Raw genomic sequence first — 17,395 nt, 5'->3', positions numbered from 1 at the left:
AAATAGATATAGAAGATGAGTAAAAAAGCACTATTGATGATTCTCGACGGCTGGGGCATCGGTAATCATTCGCACGCAGATGTGATTTATAATACCCCCACTCCTTATTGGGACTATTTGTTGAAAACCTATCCTCATTCGCAGTTGCAAGCAAGTGGCGAGAATGTGGGTTTGCCCGATGGTCAGATGGGAAATTCCGAAGTAGGTCACCTCAATATCGGTGCAGGACGTATCGTCTATCAAGATTTGGTGAAGATCAACAAAGCCTGTGCCGACAATTCCATTTTACAGAACAAAGAAATTGTCTCTGCGTTCTCTTATGCGCGTGACAACGGTAAGAATATCCACTTTATGGGGCTGACCTCTAATGGAGGGGTGCACAGTTCGCTGGATCATTTGTTCAAGTTGTGCGACATCGCCAAAGAATATGGTTTGGAAAATACGTTTATCCACTGCTTCATGGACGGTCGTGACACCGATCCTCGCAGCGGTAAAGGATTTATCGAGGAGTTGGAGGCTCATTGCGCTAAATCGGCCGGAAAGATAGCCTCTATTATCGGACGATATTATGCGATGGACCGCGACAAACGCTGGGAGCGGGTGAAAGAAGCCTATGACCTTTTGGTAAACGGTATCGGTCGTAAATCGGATAATATGGTGCAAGCCATGCAGGAATCGTATGATGCCGATGTAACCGACGAATTTATCAAACCTATCGTAAACACGACTTGCGACGGGCGAATCAAGGAGGGCGACGTGGTTATTTTCTTCAATTACCGTAACGACCGCGCCAAAGAGCTGACGATTGTGCTCACGCAGCAAGATATGCCCGAGGCCGGTATGCACACGATTCCCGGTTTGCAATACTATTGCATGACGCCTTACGATGCCTCGTTCAAGGGTGTTCATATTCTTTTCGACAAAGAGAATGTACATAACACGTTGGGCGAGTATTTGTCGAAATCGCATAAAACCCAGTTGCACATTGCCGAAACCGAGAAATACGCCCATGTTACTTTCTTCTTTAACGGCGGTCGCGAAACTCCGTTCGAGGGAGAGGATCGTATTTTGGTTCCTTCTCCCAAAGTAGCTACCTATGACTTGAAACCCGAGATGAGTGCCTATGAAGTGAAAGATAAATTGGTAGCCGCCATCGACGAAAATAAATACGACTTCATTGTCGTGAACTATGCTAACGGCGATATGGTGGGACATACAGGTGTCTATTCGGCTATCGAAAAAGCTGTCGTGGCTATCGATGCTTGTGTGCGCGATACCGTCGAGGCTGCTAAGGCCAACGGTTACGAAGTGATTATCATAGCTGATCACGGTAATGCTGACAATGCCGAGAATGCCGATGGAACACCCAATACGGCTCACTCGTTGAATCCTGTGCCTTTCGTTTATGTGACGGAGAACAAGAACGCACGGGTCGAAGATGGTATTTTGGCCGATGTAGCTCCCTCGATTTGCCACATCATGGGATTGCCTCAGCCGGCCGAAATGACAGGACATGATTTGTTGAAATAACAACGATCGACGATGACGATATGCCGGAACGTATGCTTTGCGTTCCGGCTTTTCTTCCTCATAAAGATAGATGAAAACGATAGAATCCGAAGAAATTATGCTGCAAGTAGGTAGTGCGCTGGTGAGCCTCGATGTCATAGAACGCTTTTTTATCTGTGATCTCGAAAAATGTTTGGGGGCATGCTGTATTGAGGGAGATGCCGGCGCTCCGGTCTCCGAGGAAGAATGTCGTAAACTGAAAGAAATTCTTCCGGTTATCTGGGACGATTTGTTACCCGAAGCGAAGGCCGTTATCGAACGGCAAGGAGTTGCCTATGTCGATGAAGAGGGCGATTTGGTGACATCTATCGTGAATGGTAAGGATTGTGTTTTTACCTGTTACGGTAAAAACGGAATGTGCCAATGTGCCGTAGAGAAAGCGTTTCGAGAGGGGAAAATCGATTTTTACAAGCCTGTTTCCTGTCATCTGTATCCTGTGCGTTTGAAAGAATACAAAGACTTTGCGGCGGTAAATTATCACCGTTGGAAAATTTGCAAGGCCGCCGAAGTATTGGGCCGCCGGGAAAAAGTGAGGGTTTACGAATTTTTGAAAGAACCGTTGATTCGCAGGTTTGGAGAAAAGTGGTATAACGATCTTTGTGAAGCCGCCGAGGCTTATTTGAAAGAGTATGGGAAATAATCCGGTAAAATTCAGCTATAAACAGATTTGGTTCATTGCCTATCCGATTCTTATCAGTCTCGTTATGGAGCAACTCATCGGCATGACCGATACCGCCTTTATGGGGCGTGTCGGTGAAGTCGAATTGGGAGCTTCGGCCATTGCCGGAGTCTATTACATGACATTTTATATGATTGCTTTCGGGTTTAGCTTGGGAGCGCAAATCATTATGGGGCGGAGAAACGGAGAAGGAAATTATGCGAAGATAGGCCCGATATTTTATAAGGGAACCTATTTTTTGCTGGGAGTAGCGTTGGTGCTGTTTGTCTCTTCTCATTTCGTTTCGCCTTTGATTCTCGAACGATTTATCGATTCGCCTCATGTTCATGAAGCTGCCGTAAGTTATATTCGCTGGCGGGTATATGGATTTTTCTTTTCATTCGTAGCCGTGATGTTCCGCGCCTTTTTCGTGGGAACAACCCAAACAAAGACTCTGACACTCAATTCGATTGTCATGGTATTGTCGAATGTCGTGTTTAATTACATTCTGGTTTTCGGGAAATTGGGATTTCCGGCTATGGGAATTGCAGGAGCCGCCATCGGTTCTTCTTTGGCCGAGTTGGTATCGGTAATTTTCTTTGTCGTTTACACTCGTGTACGAGTCGATGTCAAAAAATATGGATTAAATCGCTTCGGTTTGCGGAATGGAGAACCTTTGGGAAATATTTTGAATATTTCTGTATGGACGATGGTTCAAAATTTTATATCCATGTCTACGTGGTTCCTGTTTTTTATCGCTGTGGAACATCTGGGCGAGCGATCGTTGGCCATAACGAATATTATTCGTAACGTATCGGCCCTGCCTTTTATGATTGTCATTACGTTCTCTTCGACATGTAGTACGCTCATCAGTAATTTGATAGGAGCTGGAAATACTCGCTATGTACGGGGCACGTTGAATCAGTGTATCCGTATGGCATATTTGTTTGTGTTTCTGATTATATTGTTTTTTATCCTTTGTCCCAATTGGATCTTGCGCATTTACACCGATATGCCCGATCTTATTTCGGCATCGCTTCCGTCTCTGTTTGTCCTTTGTTCTGCCTATATTTTTATAGTTCCGGGGAATGTCTATTTTCAGTCGGTTTCGGGGACAGGCAATACTCGTGCTGCGTTTATTTTGGAACTGATGGCGCTGGTGCTCTATGTCGTCTATGTGGCGATTATGATATTTTATCTGAGGGTCGATGTTGCTATTTGCTGGACGACAGAGCATATCTATGCCATTGGAATCCTTTTATTTTCGGCGGCTTATATGAAATGGGGAAAGTGGGAAAATAAAAAAATCTAAAAAAATAATCGGGCTGTTTTTTAGTATAGAAATTATTTAATATTTTATATTTAGTACGAATGAACTAAATATAAAAGTCAAATGGGTTGCTGTTTACGATAATTTGTGTATATTTGCAACCGATGCAAAAACGGATTATACATCGATATAGTCAAGGGTGTTTGCTCCTACTCTTGGGTTAGTTATATGGGAAATTTTATGGTAAGAAAAATTCTGTTGTGTATATTCGCATGTACCTTTGTAATGTCGGAGGCACAAGAAGAGTCTGTCCGTCCATATCAGTTGCCCGATATTCCCGATAGTTTGGTGACGCCCGATGTTAGAAGCGAATATTTAATTGCCCATTATTGGGATAATTTTGATATTGAAAACCGCGCATATTTGGATGCGAGGGAAATTCCGGAACAGGCTTTCGTCGATTTTACCTCTATTATGCGTATCGCTTCACGAGAGAGCACATTGAAATCTATTGATATTTTATTGAGGCGGGCTTCGAGCGATGAAGATATATTGTTGATGTATGCCGATATAGCCGATAAATATCTATATAGTGGAGAGGGGCATTTAGTTAGCGAGGAAGCCTATTTGCCGTTTGTAAAAGCGGTGCTCGATTCGAAAAAAGTGGATAAGTTACGTAAGTTGCGTTATTCCTATCAATATGATGTTTTGACTAAAAACCAATTGGGAATGGAATTGACCGACTTTGAATATAAATTACCGGGAAAAGAAAAGAAGTTCCGTGTTAAGAAATTAAAAGCTCCTTTTGTCCTGTTATATATTAACGATCCCGAATGCGATGATTGCTCGTTGACTACTTTGAGGTTGAGTGTTTCGCAGGCCTTATTGAAGGAAATAAGAGAAGGACGACTCGTTATTTTGTCGGTTTATCCCGATGGAGAGACGGACGAATGGTTGGGCAGTGTTGAGAAATATCCCAAAGAGTGGGTGGTGGCTTCTATGGAAAATGGAGACCGTTATTTCGATTTGAGGATTATGCCTGCTTTGTATTTGGTGGATAAAGATAAGAAAATAATATTGCGCAATACTTCGCTGGAAGAAGTAGAAAAGATATTGAAGGAAAATAAGTAAAAAGACTTTGTGGTTTTGATTCTGTGTAAACGATGTGAATCGTCCATTTGAGATCCCCTCTGTGCGTGAGCATAGGTTTTTTTGACCCAATAACACCTGAAAAAGGAAGAATCGACCACAAAGTCTTTTCTATTTAATCTATTTGAGCAATTCGGTTGTTATTTAAATATTGAATTAACAAAATTGAATATGAAGAATTTCGCTAAAACGGTCTCCCGCTTTTTGTTGTGTGAACGATTGTCCGATTGGGCAAAACTAGGGTTACGGGTGTTTATCGGTTTCATGATGCTGACTCACGGCATCGCCAAAATAGAACAGTTCGATACTTTGAAATCTACGTTTCCTGCAACTATGGGAATGAGTAGTGAGCTGTCGTTAATCCTTATCATATTGGTAGAGGTTGGTTGTTCCTCGTTGGTGCTGTTGGGATTTATGACAAGGTTGGCGGTTTTACCGTTGATGTTTTCTATGATTATTGCAGCTTTTTTTACCTTTTCTCCGATTAGCCTGTCGACGGCAGAATTACCGATGCTTTATTTGGGAATTTATACTTTTATACTGCTTGCGGGTCCCGGACGATATTCTGCGGATGCCTTCTTCGTGAAGACTTTTCATTTAGAAACCTCGTCAGAAAGCATGGAAGAAGTTTAATTTTGAAAGACAGGTATCACCGGAACCGGAATTAGAGAACGAATAGATGAACGTAGCCGTATTATTATCTGGGGGAGTGGATAGTGCCGTTGTTGTGCATCGGCTGAAAGAGCAAGGGATAGACCCGACTTTATTTTACATTCGCATAGGAATGGACAATGACGAAGGCGACTGTTCGGCCGAGGAGGATATAGAAATGTGTACTTATATTGCGCGTAAGTACGGACTTCCGTTTGAAGTCGTATCTCTCCATAGGGAATATTGGGACCATGTTATGGAATATGCTTTGCGAACGGTGAAACTCGGATTAACCCCTAATCCCGATATGATGTGTAACAAAATGATCAAATTCGGTTTCTTTGAGGAACGTTGGGGGCATGCGTTCGATAAAACGGCTACCGGCCATTATGCTACGACGACCGAGAGGAATGGTAAAATTTATCTCTCCACGGCAAGAGATAAAAAGAAAGATCAGACCGATTTTCTGGCACAGATAGACTCTGTTCAGGTCTCCCATTTGCTATTTCCTATCGGCGATTTATTGAAACAGGAGGTTCGGGAGATGGCTGTTTCGGCTAAGCTCCCTAATGCTTCCAGACGTGACAGTCAAGGTATTTGCTTTTTGGGGAATATCGACTACAATGCGTTTATCCGTCGACATTTGGGCGAACGACAAGGGGCGATAGTAGAGCTCGAAACCGGTAAGATATTGGGATTTCACAAGGGATATTGGTTTCATACGATAGGACAACGGAAGGGACTCGGATTGAGTGGCGGTCCGTGGTACGTCGTGGCGAAAGATGTCGATACCAATACGATATTCGTATCGAACGGGTATGGAACGGAGAAACAATATGGGAAGGTTTTAAAGTTGGCGGAGTTCCATTTTATTACAGATGACCCGTGGGGAGAGATGGAATCGCCTGTCGAGATAACTTTTAAGAACAGGCATACCCCCGATTTTACGTCAGGTCTCTTAATTAAGGAGGGCAAGTCGTATTCTATCTCTTCGAAGGAACCGGTACAGGGTATCGCTCCCGGACAATTTGCTGTCGTGTACGATAAGGAACGCCATATTTGCGTCGGTAGTGGAGTAATTACTTTGTAACGATGCTTCTTGTATTCGGAATAGAATAAATAATAGTTCCCTCTGAGCCTGAACAAAAGAGGAGGAGATCTTTGCCAAACCGAGAGATAAGATACGATTCGGTATGAAAAACAAGCGTATTTGTTTTATTCTGCACACACCTTTCATTATATTTGTAGAATATAGGATACGGTTCGGCAGAGTCAAGTCGGAAATGTGATTTCCGTTTGTCTTTGCACTCGCCTTTCGCTATATTTGTATGATTAAAAATGTGGTGACGTGGATACTCGTATAAAATTAAAGGTGTTGGGGTTGACTTACAGTCAAGTACAAAAAGGTGCGTATGCTTTGGTGCTTGCCGAAGAAAATGGGCCTCGTCGTATTCCTGTCGTGATAGGAGTGTCCGAGGCTCAGTCTATAGCTATATCTTTGGAAGGTATTGTTCCGCCTCGTCCGATTACTCATGATCTTTTTGTGAGTTTCTCTCACGGGTTCGGTATTCGTTTGAGAGAGGTTTGTATTTATAAATTTGAGAATGGAGTTTTTTCCTCGGAAATGCTTTTTGACGATGGTACGCGTGAGATTCGTATCGATGCCCGTACTTCCGATGCAATAGCCATAGCTTTGCGTACACGGTCCGACATATATGTCATGCAGAATATTATAGACGAGGCAGGATTTGTTTATGAAGAAAATGAAGGTAAAGAAGTCGTAGAGACAGAAGAACTCCCCGAAGAAAAGAGTTTGTCGAATTGTTCCCGTAAGGAACTTAAAGAACGCTTGGAAAAGGCTATTGCTTCCGAGGCTTATGAAGAAGCCGCTCGTATTCAAGATGAGCTGAATAAAAGAGATAATAACTTGTAAGAACACCGATATTTTTTTAGATTTGCATGAAATAAGCCGCATGTCGGTAAGATGCTCGGACAAGTGAGGTATTCCAGTGCTCGATCGGCTTTATTTTTGACAGATAATCTAAACCATGTCCTGTAAAAAAGGAAATTATTACAACACAAACGCAAGAATATGGAAAGTGTAAAAATTCGACTGATAGTCATGAATTTTCTCCAGTTTTTTATCTGGGGATCATGGCTCTGTACATTGGGATTATATATGACGACACCCGTTGAAGACGGGGGCTTGGCTTTCGACGGTGCACTCGTGGGCAGTGTGTTTGCTCTATCGGGTATAGCTTCTCTTATTATGCCTGCGCTTATAGGCGTGGTTTCCGATAAGTGGGTGAATGCCGAACGGTTGATGGGAGTTCTGCATTGGGTCGGAGCTATTTCTCTTTTTTGTGCGGCGTTCGTTACCGATTATGATTTGTTCAAAATAGCGATGTTGGTCAATATGCTGGCCTATATGCCCACTCTGTCATTGTCATATACCGTTGCATATAATGCTATCGATAAAGCCGGATTGGATCGCATTAAGGACTATCCTCCCGTGAGAGTTTGGGGAACGATAGGGTTTATCGTCGCTATGTGGATAGATAACCTCACCGGGTTCAGCTCCAATAATGGGCAGTTGATTATGGCTGCGTGCGCTTCTGCCGCAATGGGACTTTATTGCTTCACTTTACCGGCTTGTCCTCCGGCTAAGGCGATGAAGAATAACGGGCTCATGTCTGTGTTGGGATTGGATGCTTTGGTCTTGTTTAAGAATTACCGTACAGCCGTATTCTTGCTTTTCTCTTTTTTGTTGGGGGCAGCCCTTCAAGTGACCAATATGTATGGCGTTCCTTTTCTCGATAGCTTCAAGGCGACTCACCCCGAGGCTTGGGCTGTGAAATATTCGGTCATACTCTCTTCTCTTTCTCAGGTATCGGAAACTCTTTTTATTCTGGCGATACCGTTTTTTATGAGCCGATACGGTATTAAGAGGGTGATGATCATCAGTTTCATGGCATGGGTATTGCGTTTTGGATTCTTCGCAATCGGCGGTCCCGAGGGCTTCCCGGTCGTATTCTTGGTATTATCGATGATCGTATATGGTATGGCCTTCGATTTCTTCAATGTGTCGGGTTCTCTTTTCATTGCCGATGAGGCTCCCGCTTCCATAAAAGCCAGTGCTCAGGGTATCTTCATGATGATGACGAATGGACTGGGCTCTATCGTGGGCGGTTACGGTGCTGGGTTGGTTATCGCTTATCATAGCGAGAATGGCGTGGTGACCGACTGGCCGGCATGTTGGACTATCTTTGCGGCTTATGCTTGTGTAATCGGTATTTTGTTTGCATTGACGTTCCACTATAAACATCAAGCCAAAGTCAAGGCAGAGAAAGTTTAATCTTTTAACGAGGTCCTATGCAGATATTTTATGCTCCCGATATTGAAAGTGTGCATGAGCTCCCTGAGGCGGAAAGCCAGCATTGTGTCAGAGTTTTGCGTATGGGCGAAGGTGACGAGATTGGAATTGTCGATGGGGGAGGAAATAAATATCTGGCCGAAATCGTTCTGGTGCATCCGAAGCGTTGTGGCATACGGATATTGAAAAAATCGAAAGTTCCCAATCCGTGGCGGGCACAAGTGCATGTAGCGATTGCGCCGACGAAGAATCTCGATAGAATGGAGTGGTTTGCCGAAAAAGTCACGGAGATAGGCATTGATTCGATTGCTTTGTTGAAATGCCGATTCTCTGAACGGAAAGAGTTAAAACTCGATCGTCTGAACAAAATTCTGATTTCGGCGATGAAGCAATCCTTAAAAGTTGTTTTGCCCCGATTGTCCGAAATGGAGGCCTTTTCGGACTTTGTCGCCCGTCCTTTCGATGGACAGAAATTCATTGCTCATTGCTATGCGGAGGGCGAGCGGAAAGAACTCTCCGAGGTATATCGCCCGGGAGAGAATGCTTTGATTTTGATAGGTCCTGAGGGCGATTTCAGCCTCGAAGAGGTAGAGCAAGCTATTGCTTGTGGATTTCAGCCGGTGATGTTGGGGCAGAGCCGGTTGCGTACGGAAACGGCCGGAGTAGTTGCCTGCCATACGATACAAGTGTTGAATCAGTTAAAATCGAAATAATGAAACTCGAAAATCTTAAATATACCGATAGCGGTAATTTCTTTCTGTTGGCAGGTCCTTGTGTCATAGAAGGAGAGTACATGGCGATGGATATTGCGGAAAAGATCGTCGGGATAACAGAATCGTTGCAGATACCCTATATTTTCAAGGGCTCTTATCGCAAGGCCAACCGTTCTCGCCTTGATTCGTTTACCGGGATAGGCGATGAGAAGGCTTTGAAAATATTACGGAAAGTCGCCGATACATACAAAATACCTGTCGTTACCGATATTCATACGGCCGAGGAGGCTAAGATGGCTGCCGAGTATGTCGATGTGTTGCAAATTCCGGCATTTTTGTGCCGCCAGACCGATTTGTTGGTGGCTGCTGCAAAAACAGGGCGAGTGGTGAATATCAAGAAAGGCCAATTCCTGTCGCCCGAGGCCATGAAGTTTGCCGCTCAAAAGGTCGTGGATGCGGGGAATAACGATGTGATGATTACAGAACGGGGAACTTCTTTCGGTTATCAAGATCTGTTGGTCGACTATCGGGGCATTCCGATTATGCAGAAGTTCGGTTTCCCGGTTATTCTCGATGCTACCCATTCGTTGCAAAGGCCCAATCAAGATTCAGGCGTGACCGGAGGAATGCCGGAATTGATAGAGACTATCGCCCGGGCAGGTATCGCTGTGGGTGTCGATGGGTTGTTTATGGAGACTCACCCCGAACCGTGTAAAGCTAAATCGGACGGAGCCAATATGTTGCCGTTGGATCTTTTGGAAGGCTTGCTGACAAGGTTAGTGTGCATTCGGCAGGCTGTAATGTCTTTGGGTAGTAAAGATAAGTAACATATAAAAGCTGTTTGACAATGGTTTCTCGACTCAGGTGTTTTATAGGGGGTATCTTATTTTGTTTTTTCACGTCGTCGTTTGCTCTTCATGCGACGGAAAACGATGATTTGGTGAAAGCCATGATGGAGGTATATGCCGAGGAATTGGCTGCCAATCCACAGGATTACAGAACGTATTATAGCCGGGCTATGGCTTATTTCGGACAGGGGGATATGAAAAAGGCTTTGTCGGATATCGACAATGCGATTAAATATTTTCCTCGAAAAGAGAAGGACGATTTGGCACAGGCTTATTTGTTGAGAGCCAAGATTCTGTCGGAAAGGGGAGAGACCAAGTCTGCTTTGACCGATTTGAACAGTGCTTTACGATTAGTCCCTAACCATCGGTTGGCTCTGAAAGACCGGGGAGATCTGCTGTGCCGGTTGGGACAATACGATATGGCTAAAATCGACTATAACCATTTGTTGCGCATGGATACTCGCAGTCAAAGCGCATTTATGGGATTGGCGCGAGTCGAGGCTCATACCGGTCAGCCTGTGAGAGCGAAAGATTTATTAGCTCAGGCTGTCAATCTCTCGCCCAAAGATCCGAAGATTTATTTGGAGCGCAGCGAGATTTATAAGGAGATGGACATGATGCCCGAAGCAGTCGATGATTTGGTCTATGCCGTCTCGCTCGATGACGGGCATTCGGGAGCGATACAAAAGCTGGTCGCTTATAGTAACGAGTCGTATAACGGCGTTATCGAAGGGTTGAATCGGAATATCGAACGTTCTCCCCGGCAGGGTATGCTTTATTATGTGCGTGCCACCATTTATAAAGACCATTATGATTATGCATCTTCTTTGCGTGATTGGAATACGATCGTGGAGGAGAACTTTTTCAATTTTCATACGGTCTATTATAACCGGGCCTTTTGTCTGTCGAGGTTGACCCGATTCGACGAAGCGAGAGCCGATATAAAAAGAGCGATAGAGAAAGATTCGCAGAATGCCGAATATTATCGATTGTTGTCTGAAATCGAGAGGGGAGACGGCAATCTTGTTGCCGCCGAACAAGCTGTTCGGCAAGCGGCGGTATATGACCCGTCGAATGTGGCGATTTGTCTGGAAAGGGGAATGATAGCCTATGACGAAGGCGACTTCGGGCAGGCGATAAGTTGTTATAACGAGGCTGTCGTCGCAGCTCCCGATGAACCGTATTCTTATTTGGCACGGGCTTATACGCAAGAATATGGTATGGAAAATCGTATAGCTGCTGAGGCGGATTACCGCAAAGTACTTAGCTTGGACGGTACGTCTGCCGCTTATGGCGATAATTTGAAAGGAATCGCATTTGCGAAACTTCATTTGAAAAAACAGGCCGAGGAGTGGGAGCGTTCGCTTTTGGCTTCCGGGTCGGTTCGTAATATCGATTATTTTTATTTAGCTTGTATGTACGCCGGTTTTGATGTCGACAAGTCGATTTCTTATCTCGACAAGGCGTTGCAAAACGGATATGGCGATTATTATCGTATTCATGTCGACCGCTACTCTCCGGTATCGCTATTACCCATCAGACATTTGTCGCAGTACAGCGATTTGCTGTATAAATATCGTGCCTTGTTCGGTAAATAGTTGCAAGTCCGCGCCGTTTTTTTATTTTACGGTTCTGATGCATTGTCTTTATGTTTGAATATTTTCTGTCCCCATGATGTTTTTAGGATTCCTTTCATTATAATGGGTGTCAATATTCCTGCTATTGCTGCCGGTATAACAATATTTGCTATTATCTCGTTTAAATTCATAATGGGTCGAATTGTTCTCTGTGGATTAATTGTATTACAAAGATATTTAAATAAATATGTTTTTAGGACGCCATATTTAAATTTTTTGTTGAGCCCGGTAAAATCGTATAAATCTTTGGATAAGGATTTTTCTTAGAAGCTGTTTTAAATTTATCGGGACGGGTTGTCTTCGATATGTGGCGTATTTTTATGGGCTCGTAGTTTGTGCTGTTTGAGAAAACGGGCATATCCGGCTTTTAGGAAGTCGTCGATGTCAGCAGGCAATTCGTTTTCTTCCGATGGCAGGTTGTCGTCAAGAGCCATCATATCGAAGAGTTCCTTTGCGTGTTCGGATAGAGAGATAGAGGTTTCGGGGTGGATATCATCGGCAGTCGTCTCGTCGGCCGTATTTTTCCGTCCTTTCTTCTCGGCTTCTTTCTTCGAGGGCTTATTCTCGAATCGCTTGGCATATCGTTCGAGGGTGTTGATGTAGCCCATCAAAGTTTTTACTTCCGCAGCTTGTGCCAGTACGTCTAACGAGAGCAGCAGTTCGTAATAACGTAATAGGAGTTGATGTCTCAACACTTCTATTCTCAATCGTTGTTCTTTCAGAATCTGTTCTTGTGTTTCCATACGTCTGTTTTTTCAGGCAAATGTAGAACCGGTATGTCTGTTGTTTATGGCATGATCGAACTTTTTTAGAAAAAAGAGGGAGATATTTATATTTTTGGAGTTATCGGTTCTTTGCACTTTTCTTGCTGCGATGTAGAGGGGCTGCCGAAGGAACGGTAATTTTTGCGCAGAGATTGAAAAGGCTGTCATCGTTTTTGGGGTATAGGATTTTTTGATTGTAGAATTTAACCCCCTCGCCCTGCGGGCACTCCCCCTATATTCCCTTACGGAAACACAGAGGGAGAGGTTTAAAAGTGGTATTTCTTGTTTTGGCATAAGGATAGATTTTATACTTCTCGCTTTGCGGGTACTCTCCCTATCTTATCTGTGATGAACAGAGGGGGAGGCTGAATTTTATCGAAAATCTATTCAGCTACTTTTTAACCACTCTCCGAAAAGATTGGAATGTGGTTGTAGATAAGAGATTCGTCGCTAAGATTCAAGCCTGCCCCACGAATTTTCTACTGAATCGAAATTTCTGGCAAAGCCCTCGGCAGCCGAGTCGAATGTATTAAAAAAGGCATTAACCCTTCGGTTAATGCCTTTTATAGAAAGAAGCAATTTGTTTTAGTGGAAATGAAATTATTTCTTTTTGTATTTTATTTTATTCGTAAGATTTTGCCTTCGCGCAATACTCCGTTTCGCTTAATCCCGTTGAGCTTGCACAGATGACTGATCGAGACACCGTATTTATTGGCTATCCTTGATAGTGAATCTCCTTTTCTAACTCGATAGGATACGTATTTCGCTCCGTTGTTACTGCCCTTGTATCTGCCGTATCCCAAGCTGCTGGCTAATTCTTTCGGATTGAAAGTATATTGGTCGGTATGAGGCACTTGATTTACAAAGTCGAAAATCTTATTGGGATTGATGTCCATTCCCAAATAGCGCGTTTCGAAGTGCAAATGAGGGCCCGTGGAGCGTCCCGTGTTACCTCCCAAAGCAATGGGTTCTCCCACTTTTACGATTTGATCGGGCTTAACCAAGAATTTGGAGAGATGGCCGTATATGGTTTCGAGGCCGTTGCTGTGACGAATGATTACGTAGTATCCATATCCTCTGCGTTCATATCGTGTTAATCTCACTTTCCCGGAGAAGGCCGCACGTACTGTATCTCCGATATGAAGCGACAAATCCACTCCTCTGTGCATGCGTCTGCGTCGCCAACCGTAGTTCGATGTAATATGACCAATGATGGGCATACAATATTCCGAGACGTCGATAGTAGCGGATTCGGGCAATTTGTCTATTGGGACTTTGTATGGGTTTACCCATGTTTGATCCCAATTTTCTCCATAAATATCAATACCGGGAAACTCCTCTTCCTCTTCTTCGAGCATTTCGAGTAGGGCGATGGAATCGACCAAGTTTATTTCTTTGTGTATGTTTTGTTGCCCTGCGATGAGGTCTTGGTGTTGTTTGGAGTGTAGGTGAGTGGAGAGATTCCTATTGTGCTGGGCATTTAAGTTACCTAGCGAGAATGCAAGCAGGAGAGGTAGAATGTAATGTTTTGTTTTTCCGAAATACATTTTATTTATCTAATTCTGGCATAAGCCGCGTCCTAAAATAAATAGTCGAAGTAGCCTTTTTATTAAGCCCACCAAAGAAAGATGCGTATATTTTTGCACACACTTTTCAAAGATAATGAATTTTGGAGGAATGTGTTCTGGTTGGTTAACAAAATTTAGGTATCCAGTAAGCCGATTTGTTTGTGCTTTTTCGTATAAAACATTGATTTATATGTCTTTATGTGTAAACATGTTTTACAACATAAAATAGTAAAAACTCTTTATTTAACTGATTAATCCCCAGTTTTTTTGTTTTTCGAAAATGCGGTTTAGTTCTTTTCGTACGATTTGGTTTTCGGGTCGTTCTAACAATTCATCGGAATCTAGCAGTTTACCTGCTTCATCGCGAGCTACTTGCAATATTTGTGCATCTTTTGCCAAGTTGGCGATTTGTAAATTGAATGCAATTCCACTTTGCTGAGTCCCTTCCATATCCCCCGGTCCCCTCATTTGCATGTCGGCTTCGGCAATGCGAAACCCGTCATTGGTTTCTGCCATGATTTCGAGCCTTTTTTGGGTGTCTTGGTTGATTTTATAAGATGTCATCAAGATACAATACGATTGTTCGGCGCCACGACCTACACGCCCTCTGAGCTGGTGTAGCTGAGCCAGACCGAAACGTTCGGCGTTTTCGATGATCATGACCGATGCATTGGGTACGTTCACCCCGACTTCTATGACCGTAGTCGCCACCATAATGCGGGCTTCTCCCGATACGAATTTTTGCATCTCGGTTTCCTTTTCGGCCGCTTTCATTTTTCCATGTACCATGCACACTTGATATTCGGGGAAAATTTCCCGAATGTGTTCATATCCTTCTTCTAAATTTTTCAAGTCGCTTTTCTCGCTTTCCTGTATGAGCGGATACACGATATAGGCTTGTCTCCCGATTTGTAGTTGCTTGCGCAAAGAAGCGTATAGCTGGGCTCTTTTGTTATCGTATTGAAGGAGTGTTTGTATGGGTTTGCGTCCGGGGGGCAGTTGGTCGATGACCGATACGTCGAGATCGCCATAAACGGTCATGGCCAAAGTCCGGGGAATGGGGGTGGCAGTCATGACCAAAATGTGTGGCGGAATTTTATTTTTTCTCCAAAGCCGAGCCCGTTGCTCTACCCCGAACCGATGTTGCTCATCGATGACGACAAAACCCAGATTCGCAAAATTTACCGAGTCTTCCAGAAGGGCATGGGTTCCTATCAGCAGGTTTATTTCTCCGGTGAGGAGCCCTTCTAAAATAGGAGCTCTTCGTTTTTTAGATACCGACCCCGTGAGTAGTTCAATACGTAGTCCTAACGGCTCTACCATCTTTTTCAGCCCTTCGTAATGCTGGGTGGCCAATATTTCGGTGGGAGCCATTAGACAGGCTTGGTAACCGTTGTCTACGGCGATGAGCATACTCATGAGCGCGACCAATGTTTTTCCACTGCCTACATCTCCCTGTAACAGTCTGTTCATTTGTCTGCCGCTGCCCATATCGGCTCGAATCTCTTTGATGACTCGTTTTTGAGCTTGGGTGAGTTCGAAGGGCAACACTTGATGATAAAAGTCGTTGAAATAATTCCCGATGTGGTCGAAACGGAATCCTCCCAATTTCAGGTTCCGTAACCGGGTATATCGTAGAATGTGTAATTGCAGGTAGAATAACTCTTCGAATTTGAGCCTGAATTCTGCCCGCCTCAGGTGGCCTATCGTCACCGGAAAGTGAATGTTGCGTAGGGCATCGGTCGAACTCATGAGTTGCATTCGCGAGATAATGGGAAGGGGCAATGTTTCGGGCAGTGGGTTTTGTATTCCGGAGAGAAGGGTATATACCATTTTCTGTATGGCTTTCGAGTTGAGGAAAGCATTTTTCATTTTTTCGGTCGTGGTATAGTACCCTTGTAGTCCGGTCGTGTTGTCTATGCGATCGTCTATCGGGTCGAGCTCGGGGTGGGCGATGTTGAATTTCCCGTTGAAAAGAGTGGGTTTCCCGAAAAGCGTATATTCCGTTCCCGGTTTGTAACGGTCTGTGATATAGCGTATTCCTTTGAACCAAACGAGCTCTATGACTCCCGAACCGTCGGAGAACAGAGCGGTGAGCCGCCGGCGTGCCCCTTCTCCGTGAGTGGTGTATGAAACGATTTTACCTCGTAACTGAATATAAGGCATCGAACCGTCGATTTCGTTTATTTTGTAGGTCTTGCTTCGGTCGATATATTTATACGGATAATAGTGCAGCAGGTCGAGATAGGTGAATATCTCTAATTCTTTGTTTAGGAGTTCGGCGCGTTTAGGGCCGACCCCGGGAAGGTATTTGATATTTAAACTGGCTAAATCTGTCATTCCTTCAATCCTATTTCGGCGATTGCCAAGTCGACCGGCAGAGTTATTTTCAAGTTTTCCCGATTCCCTTCGACCAATTCGGGAATGTATCCGGCAGCCTCGTACACCGAGGCATCGTCGGTGAAAGTGTCGTTATAAGGGAGCTTGTATGCCTTTTTTATTTCTTCGACCCGGAATGTCTGCGGAGTTTGTACCGCCACGAATGCCGTGCGGTTGACGGCCTTGCTGGATTTGTCGGGAAATATTTGTCTTAATGAATCGGTTAGAGGAAGAACGGGTATGGCTCCGCCTTTTTCTTCTGCGACATGAAAACAATTTTCTATTACGCGATGAGCCGTGAGCGGGCGTACCCCGTCGTGGATAGCGACAATCCCTTCGTCCGGGATAAGAGATAGTCCGTTAAGAACCGAATGAAAACGTGTTTCTCCCCCTTTGACAACGAGATGGGGAATTGTGATTCGGTGAATCGAGCATAGCCGTTTCCAATATTCTTGTTGGTTTTGAGGAAGTACGATTATTAAATCGATATTCGGATCGAATCGGTAGAAATTTTCTATCGTATGGGCTAATATCGGTTTGCCGGCTATTTCGATGAATTGTTTGGGAATGTCGTTTCCCATACGAGTTCCTTTTCCTCCGGCTACTATGATCGCATATCGTTTCATCGATGGCTTCTTTTCCTATGATTACAAAAATAGTACAAAGCGAGAGCAGAAACAAATTTATTCGGTTGTACCGAAGCGCAGCCTGTTTCCACCCGTAAGGCAAATATAGCGAAAGGAGAGTGCAAAGGCAAGCGGAAATCACATTTCCGATTTGACTATGTCGAACCGCCTCCTATATTCTACAAATATA

The 17,395-nt window shown here is 44.1% G+C and carries 16 protein-coding genes; 11 read left to right on the top strand and 5 right to left on the bottom strand.

Annotated elements, in window-relative coordinates:
• Positions 1-15: 15 nt before the first annotated feature.
• From gpmI to HMPREF9448_RS10710, 11 genes are all read left to right on the top strand, one after another.
• Complete coding sequence (gpmI, locus tag HMPREF9448_RS10760; protein WP_008862599.1) at positions 16-1,530, top strand: 2,3-bisphosphoglycerate-independent phosphoglycerate mutase; 1,515 nt, start codon at positions 16-18, stop codon at positions 1,528-1,530.
• Between the two features lie 97 nt (positions 1,531-1,627).
• Positions 1,628-2,209, top strand: a complete 582-nt coding sequence (locus tag HMPREF9448_RS10755; protein ID WP_040296241.1) for a DUF3109 family protein — start codon at positions 1,628-1,630, stop codon at positions 2,207-2,209.
• A complete protein-coding gene (locus HMPREF9448_RS10750; RefSeq protein ID WP_008862597.1) occupies positions 2,199-3,539 on the top strand; it encodes an MATE family efflux transporter in 1,341 nt (446 codons plus the stop codon). Before HMPREF9448_RS10755 ends, HMPREF9448_RS10750 begins: the two co-directional genes overlap by 11 nt.
• A gap of 198 nt (positions 3,540-3,737) precedes the next feature.
• Positions 3,738-4,628, top strand: a complete 891-nt coding sequence (locus tag HMPREF9448_RS10745) for a DUF5106 domain-containing protein (RefSeq protein ID WP_157260370.1) — start codon at positions 3,738-3,740, stop codon at positions 4,626-4,628.
• A gap of 189 nt (positions 4,629-4,817) precedes the next feature.
• Positions 4,818-5,279, top strand: coding sequence for a DoxX family protein (locus HMPREF9448_RS10740; RefSeq protein ID WP_008862595.1), 462 nt, complete (start codon positions 4,818-4,820; stop codon positions 5,277-5,279).
• Positions 5,280-5,325: 46 nt separating this feature from the next.
• Positions 5,326-6,387 (top strand): tRNA 2-thiouridine(34) synthase MnmA, encoded by a 1,062-nt coding sequence (gene mnmA, locus HMPREF9448_RS10735; RefSeq protein WP_008862594.1) that lies wholly within the window; start codon positions 5,326-5,328, stop codon positions 6,385-6,387.
• A gap of 258 nt (positions 6,388-6,645) precedes the next feature.
• On the top strand, positions 6,646-7,230 hold the full coding sequence (locus tag HMPREF9448_RS10730) for a bifunctional nuclease family protein (protein ID WP_008862593.1): 585 nt from the start codon (positions 6,646-6,648) through the stop codon (positions 7,228-7,230).
• 159 nt (positions 7,231-7,389) lie between these two features.
• Positions 7,390-8,652 carry a nucleoside permease gene (locus tag HMPREF9448_RS10725; protein ID WP_040296173.1) on the top strand — a complete coding sequence of 421 codons (1,263 nt, stop codon included), beginning with the start codon at positions 7,390-7,392 and terminating at the stop codon, positions 8,650-8,652.
• A gap of 17 nt (positions 8,653-8,669) precedes the next feature.
• On the top strand, positions 8,670-9,383 hold the full coding sequence (locus HMPREF9448_RS10720; RefSeq protein ID WP_008862591.1) for a 16S rRNA (uracil(1498)-N(3))-methyltransferase: 714 nt from the start codon (positions 8,670-8,672) through the stop codon (positions 9,381-9,383).
• Complete coding sequence (kdsA, locus tag HMPREF9448_RS10715; protein WP_008862590.1) at positions 9,383-10,210, top strand: 3-deoxy-8-phosphooctulonate synthase; 828 nt, start codon at positions 9,383-9,385, stop codon at positions 10,208-10,210. Before HMPREF9448_RS10720 ends, kdsA begins: the two co-directional genes overlap by 1 nt.
• Before the next feature lie 20 nt (positions 10,211-10,230).
• Positions 10,231-11,829, top strand: a complete 1,599-nt coding sequence (locus tag HMPREF9448_RS10710; RefSeq protein WP_008862589.1) for a tetratricopeptide repeat protein — start codon at positions 10,231-10,233, stop codon at positions 11,827-11,829.
• 320 nt (positions 11,830-12,149) lie between these two features.
• Here the strand turns inward: HMPREF9448_RS10710 and HMPREF9448_RS10705 are convergent, their stop codons facing one another.
• The 5 genes from HMPREF9448_RS10705 to HMPREF9448_RS10690 all read right to left on the bottom strand — a co-directional run bounded on the left by HMPREF9448_RS10705 (position 12,150) and on the right by HMPREF9448_RS10690 (position 17,205).
• Positions 12,150-12,611, bottom strand: coding sequence for a hypothetical protein (locus HMPREF9448_RS10705; protein ID WP_008862588.1), 462 nt, complete (start codon positions 12,609-12,611; stop codon positions 12,150-12,152).
• Positions 12,612-12,623: 12 nt separating this feature from the next.
• Positions 12,624-12,926 carry a hypothetical protein gene (locus tag HMPREF9448_RS14655; protein ID WP_046415672.1) on the bottom strand — a complete coding sequence of 101 codons (303 nt, stop codon included), beginning with the start codon at positions 12,924-12,926 and terminating at the stop codon, positions 12,624-12,626.
• Between the two features lie 323 nt (positions 12,927-13,249).
• Positions 13,250-14,179 (bottom strand): M23 family metallopeptidase, encoded by a 930-nt coding sequence (locus tag HMPREF9448_RS10700; protein ID WP_008862587.1) that lies wholly within the window; start codon positions 14,177-14,179, stop codon positions 13,250-13,252.
• A gap of 264 nt (positions 14,180-14,443) precedes the next feature.
• A complete protein-coding gene (gene recG / locus HMPREF9448_RS10695; protein ID WP_008862586.1) occupies positions 14,444-16,540 on the bottom strand; it encodes an ATP-dependent DNA helicase RecG in 2,097 nt (698 codons plus the stop codon).
• Complete coding sequence (locus HMPREF9448_RS10690) at positions 16,537-17,205, bottom strand: 2-C-methyl-D-erythritol 4-phosphate cytidylyltransferase (RefSeq protein WP_008862585.1); 669 nt, start codon at positions 17,203-17,205, stop codon at positions 16,537-16,539. The genes recG and HMPREF9448_RS10690 overlap by 4 nt, the downstream gene beginning before the upstream one ends.
• Between the last annotated feature and the right edge of the window lie 190 nt (positions 17,206-17,395).

This window comes from Barnesiella intestinihominis YIT 11860 (assembly GCF_000296465.1).
Taxonomy (GTDB): Bacteria; Bacteroidota; Bacteroidia; order Bacteroidales; family Barnesiellaceae; genus Barnesiella; species Barnesiella intestinihominis.
This window is presented reverse-complemented; position numbering and strand designations above follow the sequence as displayed.

Bases quoted from the DNA above. Each gene is read 5' to 3' on its own strand.
- gpmI (WP_008862599.1), top strand. From the start codon at position 16: ATGAGTAAAAAAGCACTATTGATGATTCTCGACGGCTGGGGCATCGGT.
- HMPREF9448_RS10755 (WP_040296241.1), top strand. From the start codon at position 1,628: ATGCTGCAAGTAGGTAGTGCGCTGGTGAGCCTCGATGTCATAGAACGC.
- HMPREF9448_RS10750 (WP_008862597.1), top strand. From the start codon at position 2,199: ATGGGAAATAATCCGGTAAAATTCAGCTATAAACAGATTTGGTTCATT.
- HMPREF9448_RS10745 (WP_157260370.1), top strand. From the start codon at position 3,738: ATGGTAAGAAAAATTCTGTTGTGTATATTCGCATGTACCTTTGTAATG.
- HMPREF9448_RS10740 (WP_008862595.1), top strand. From the start codon at position 4,818: ATGAAGAATTTCGCTAAAACGGTCTCCCGCTTTTTGTTGTGTGAACGA.
- mnmA (WP_008862594.1), top strand. From the start codon at position 5,326: ATGAACGTAGCCGTATTATTATCTGGGGGAGTGGATAGTGCCGTTGTT.
- HMPREF9448_RS10725 (WP_040296173.1), top strand. From the start codon at position 7,390: ATGGAAAGTGTAAAAATTCGACTGATAGTCATGAATTTTCTCCAGTTT.
- HMPREF9448_RS10720 (WP_008862591.1), top strand. From the start codon at position 8,670: ATGCAGATATTTTATGCTCCCGATATTGAAAGTGTGCATGAGCTCCCT.
- kdsA (WP_008862590.1), top strand. From the start codon at position 9,383: ATGAAACTCGAAAATCTTAAATATACCGATAGCGGTAATTTCTTTCTG.
- HMPREF9448_RS10710 (WP_008862589.1), top strand. From the start codon at position 10,231: ATGGTTTCTCGACTCAGGTGTTTTATAGGGGGTATCTTATTTTGTTTT.
- HMPREF9448_RS10705 (WP_008862588.1), bottom strand. From the start codon at position 12,611: ATGGAAACACAAGAACAGATTCTGAAAGAACAACGATTGAGAATAGAA.
- HMPREF9448_RS14655 (WP_046415672.1), bottom strand. From the start codon at position 12,926: ATGCCAAAACAAGAAATACCACTTTTAAACCTCTCCCTCTGTGTTTCC.
- HMPREF9448_RS10700 (WP_008862587.1), bottom strand. From the start codon at position 14,179: ATGTATTTCGGAAAAACAAAACATTACATTCTACCTCTCCTGCTTGCA.
- recG (WP_008862586.1), bottom strand. From the start codon at position 16,540: ATGACAGATTTAGCCAGTTTAAATATCAAATACCTTCCCGGGGTCGGC.
- HMPREF9448_RS10690 (WP_008862585.1), bottom strand. From the start codon at position 17,205: ATGAAACGATATGCGATCATAGTAGCCGGAGGAAAAGGAACTCGTATG.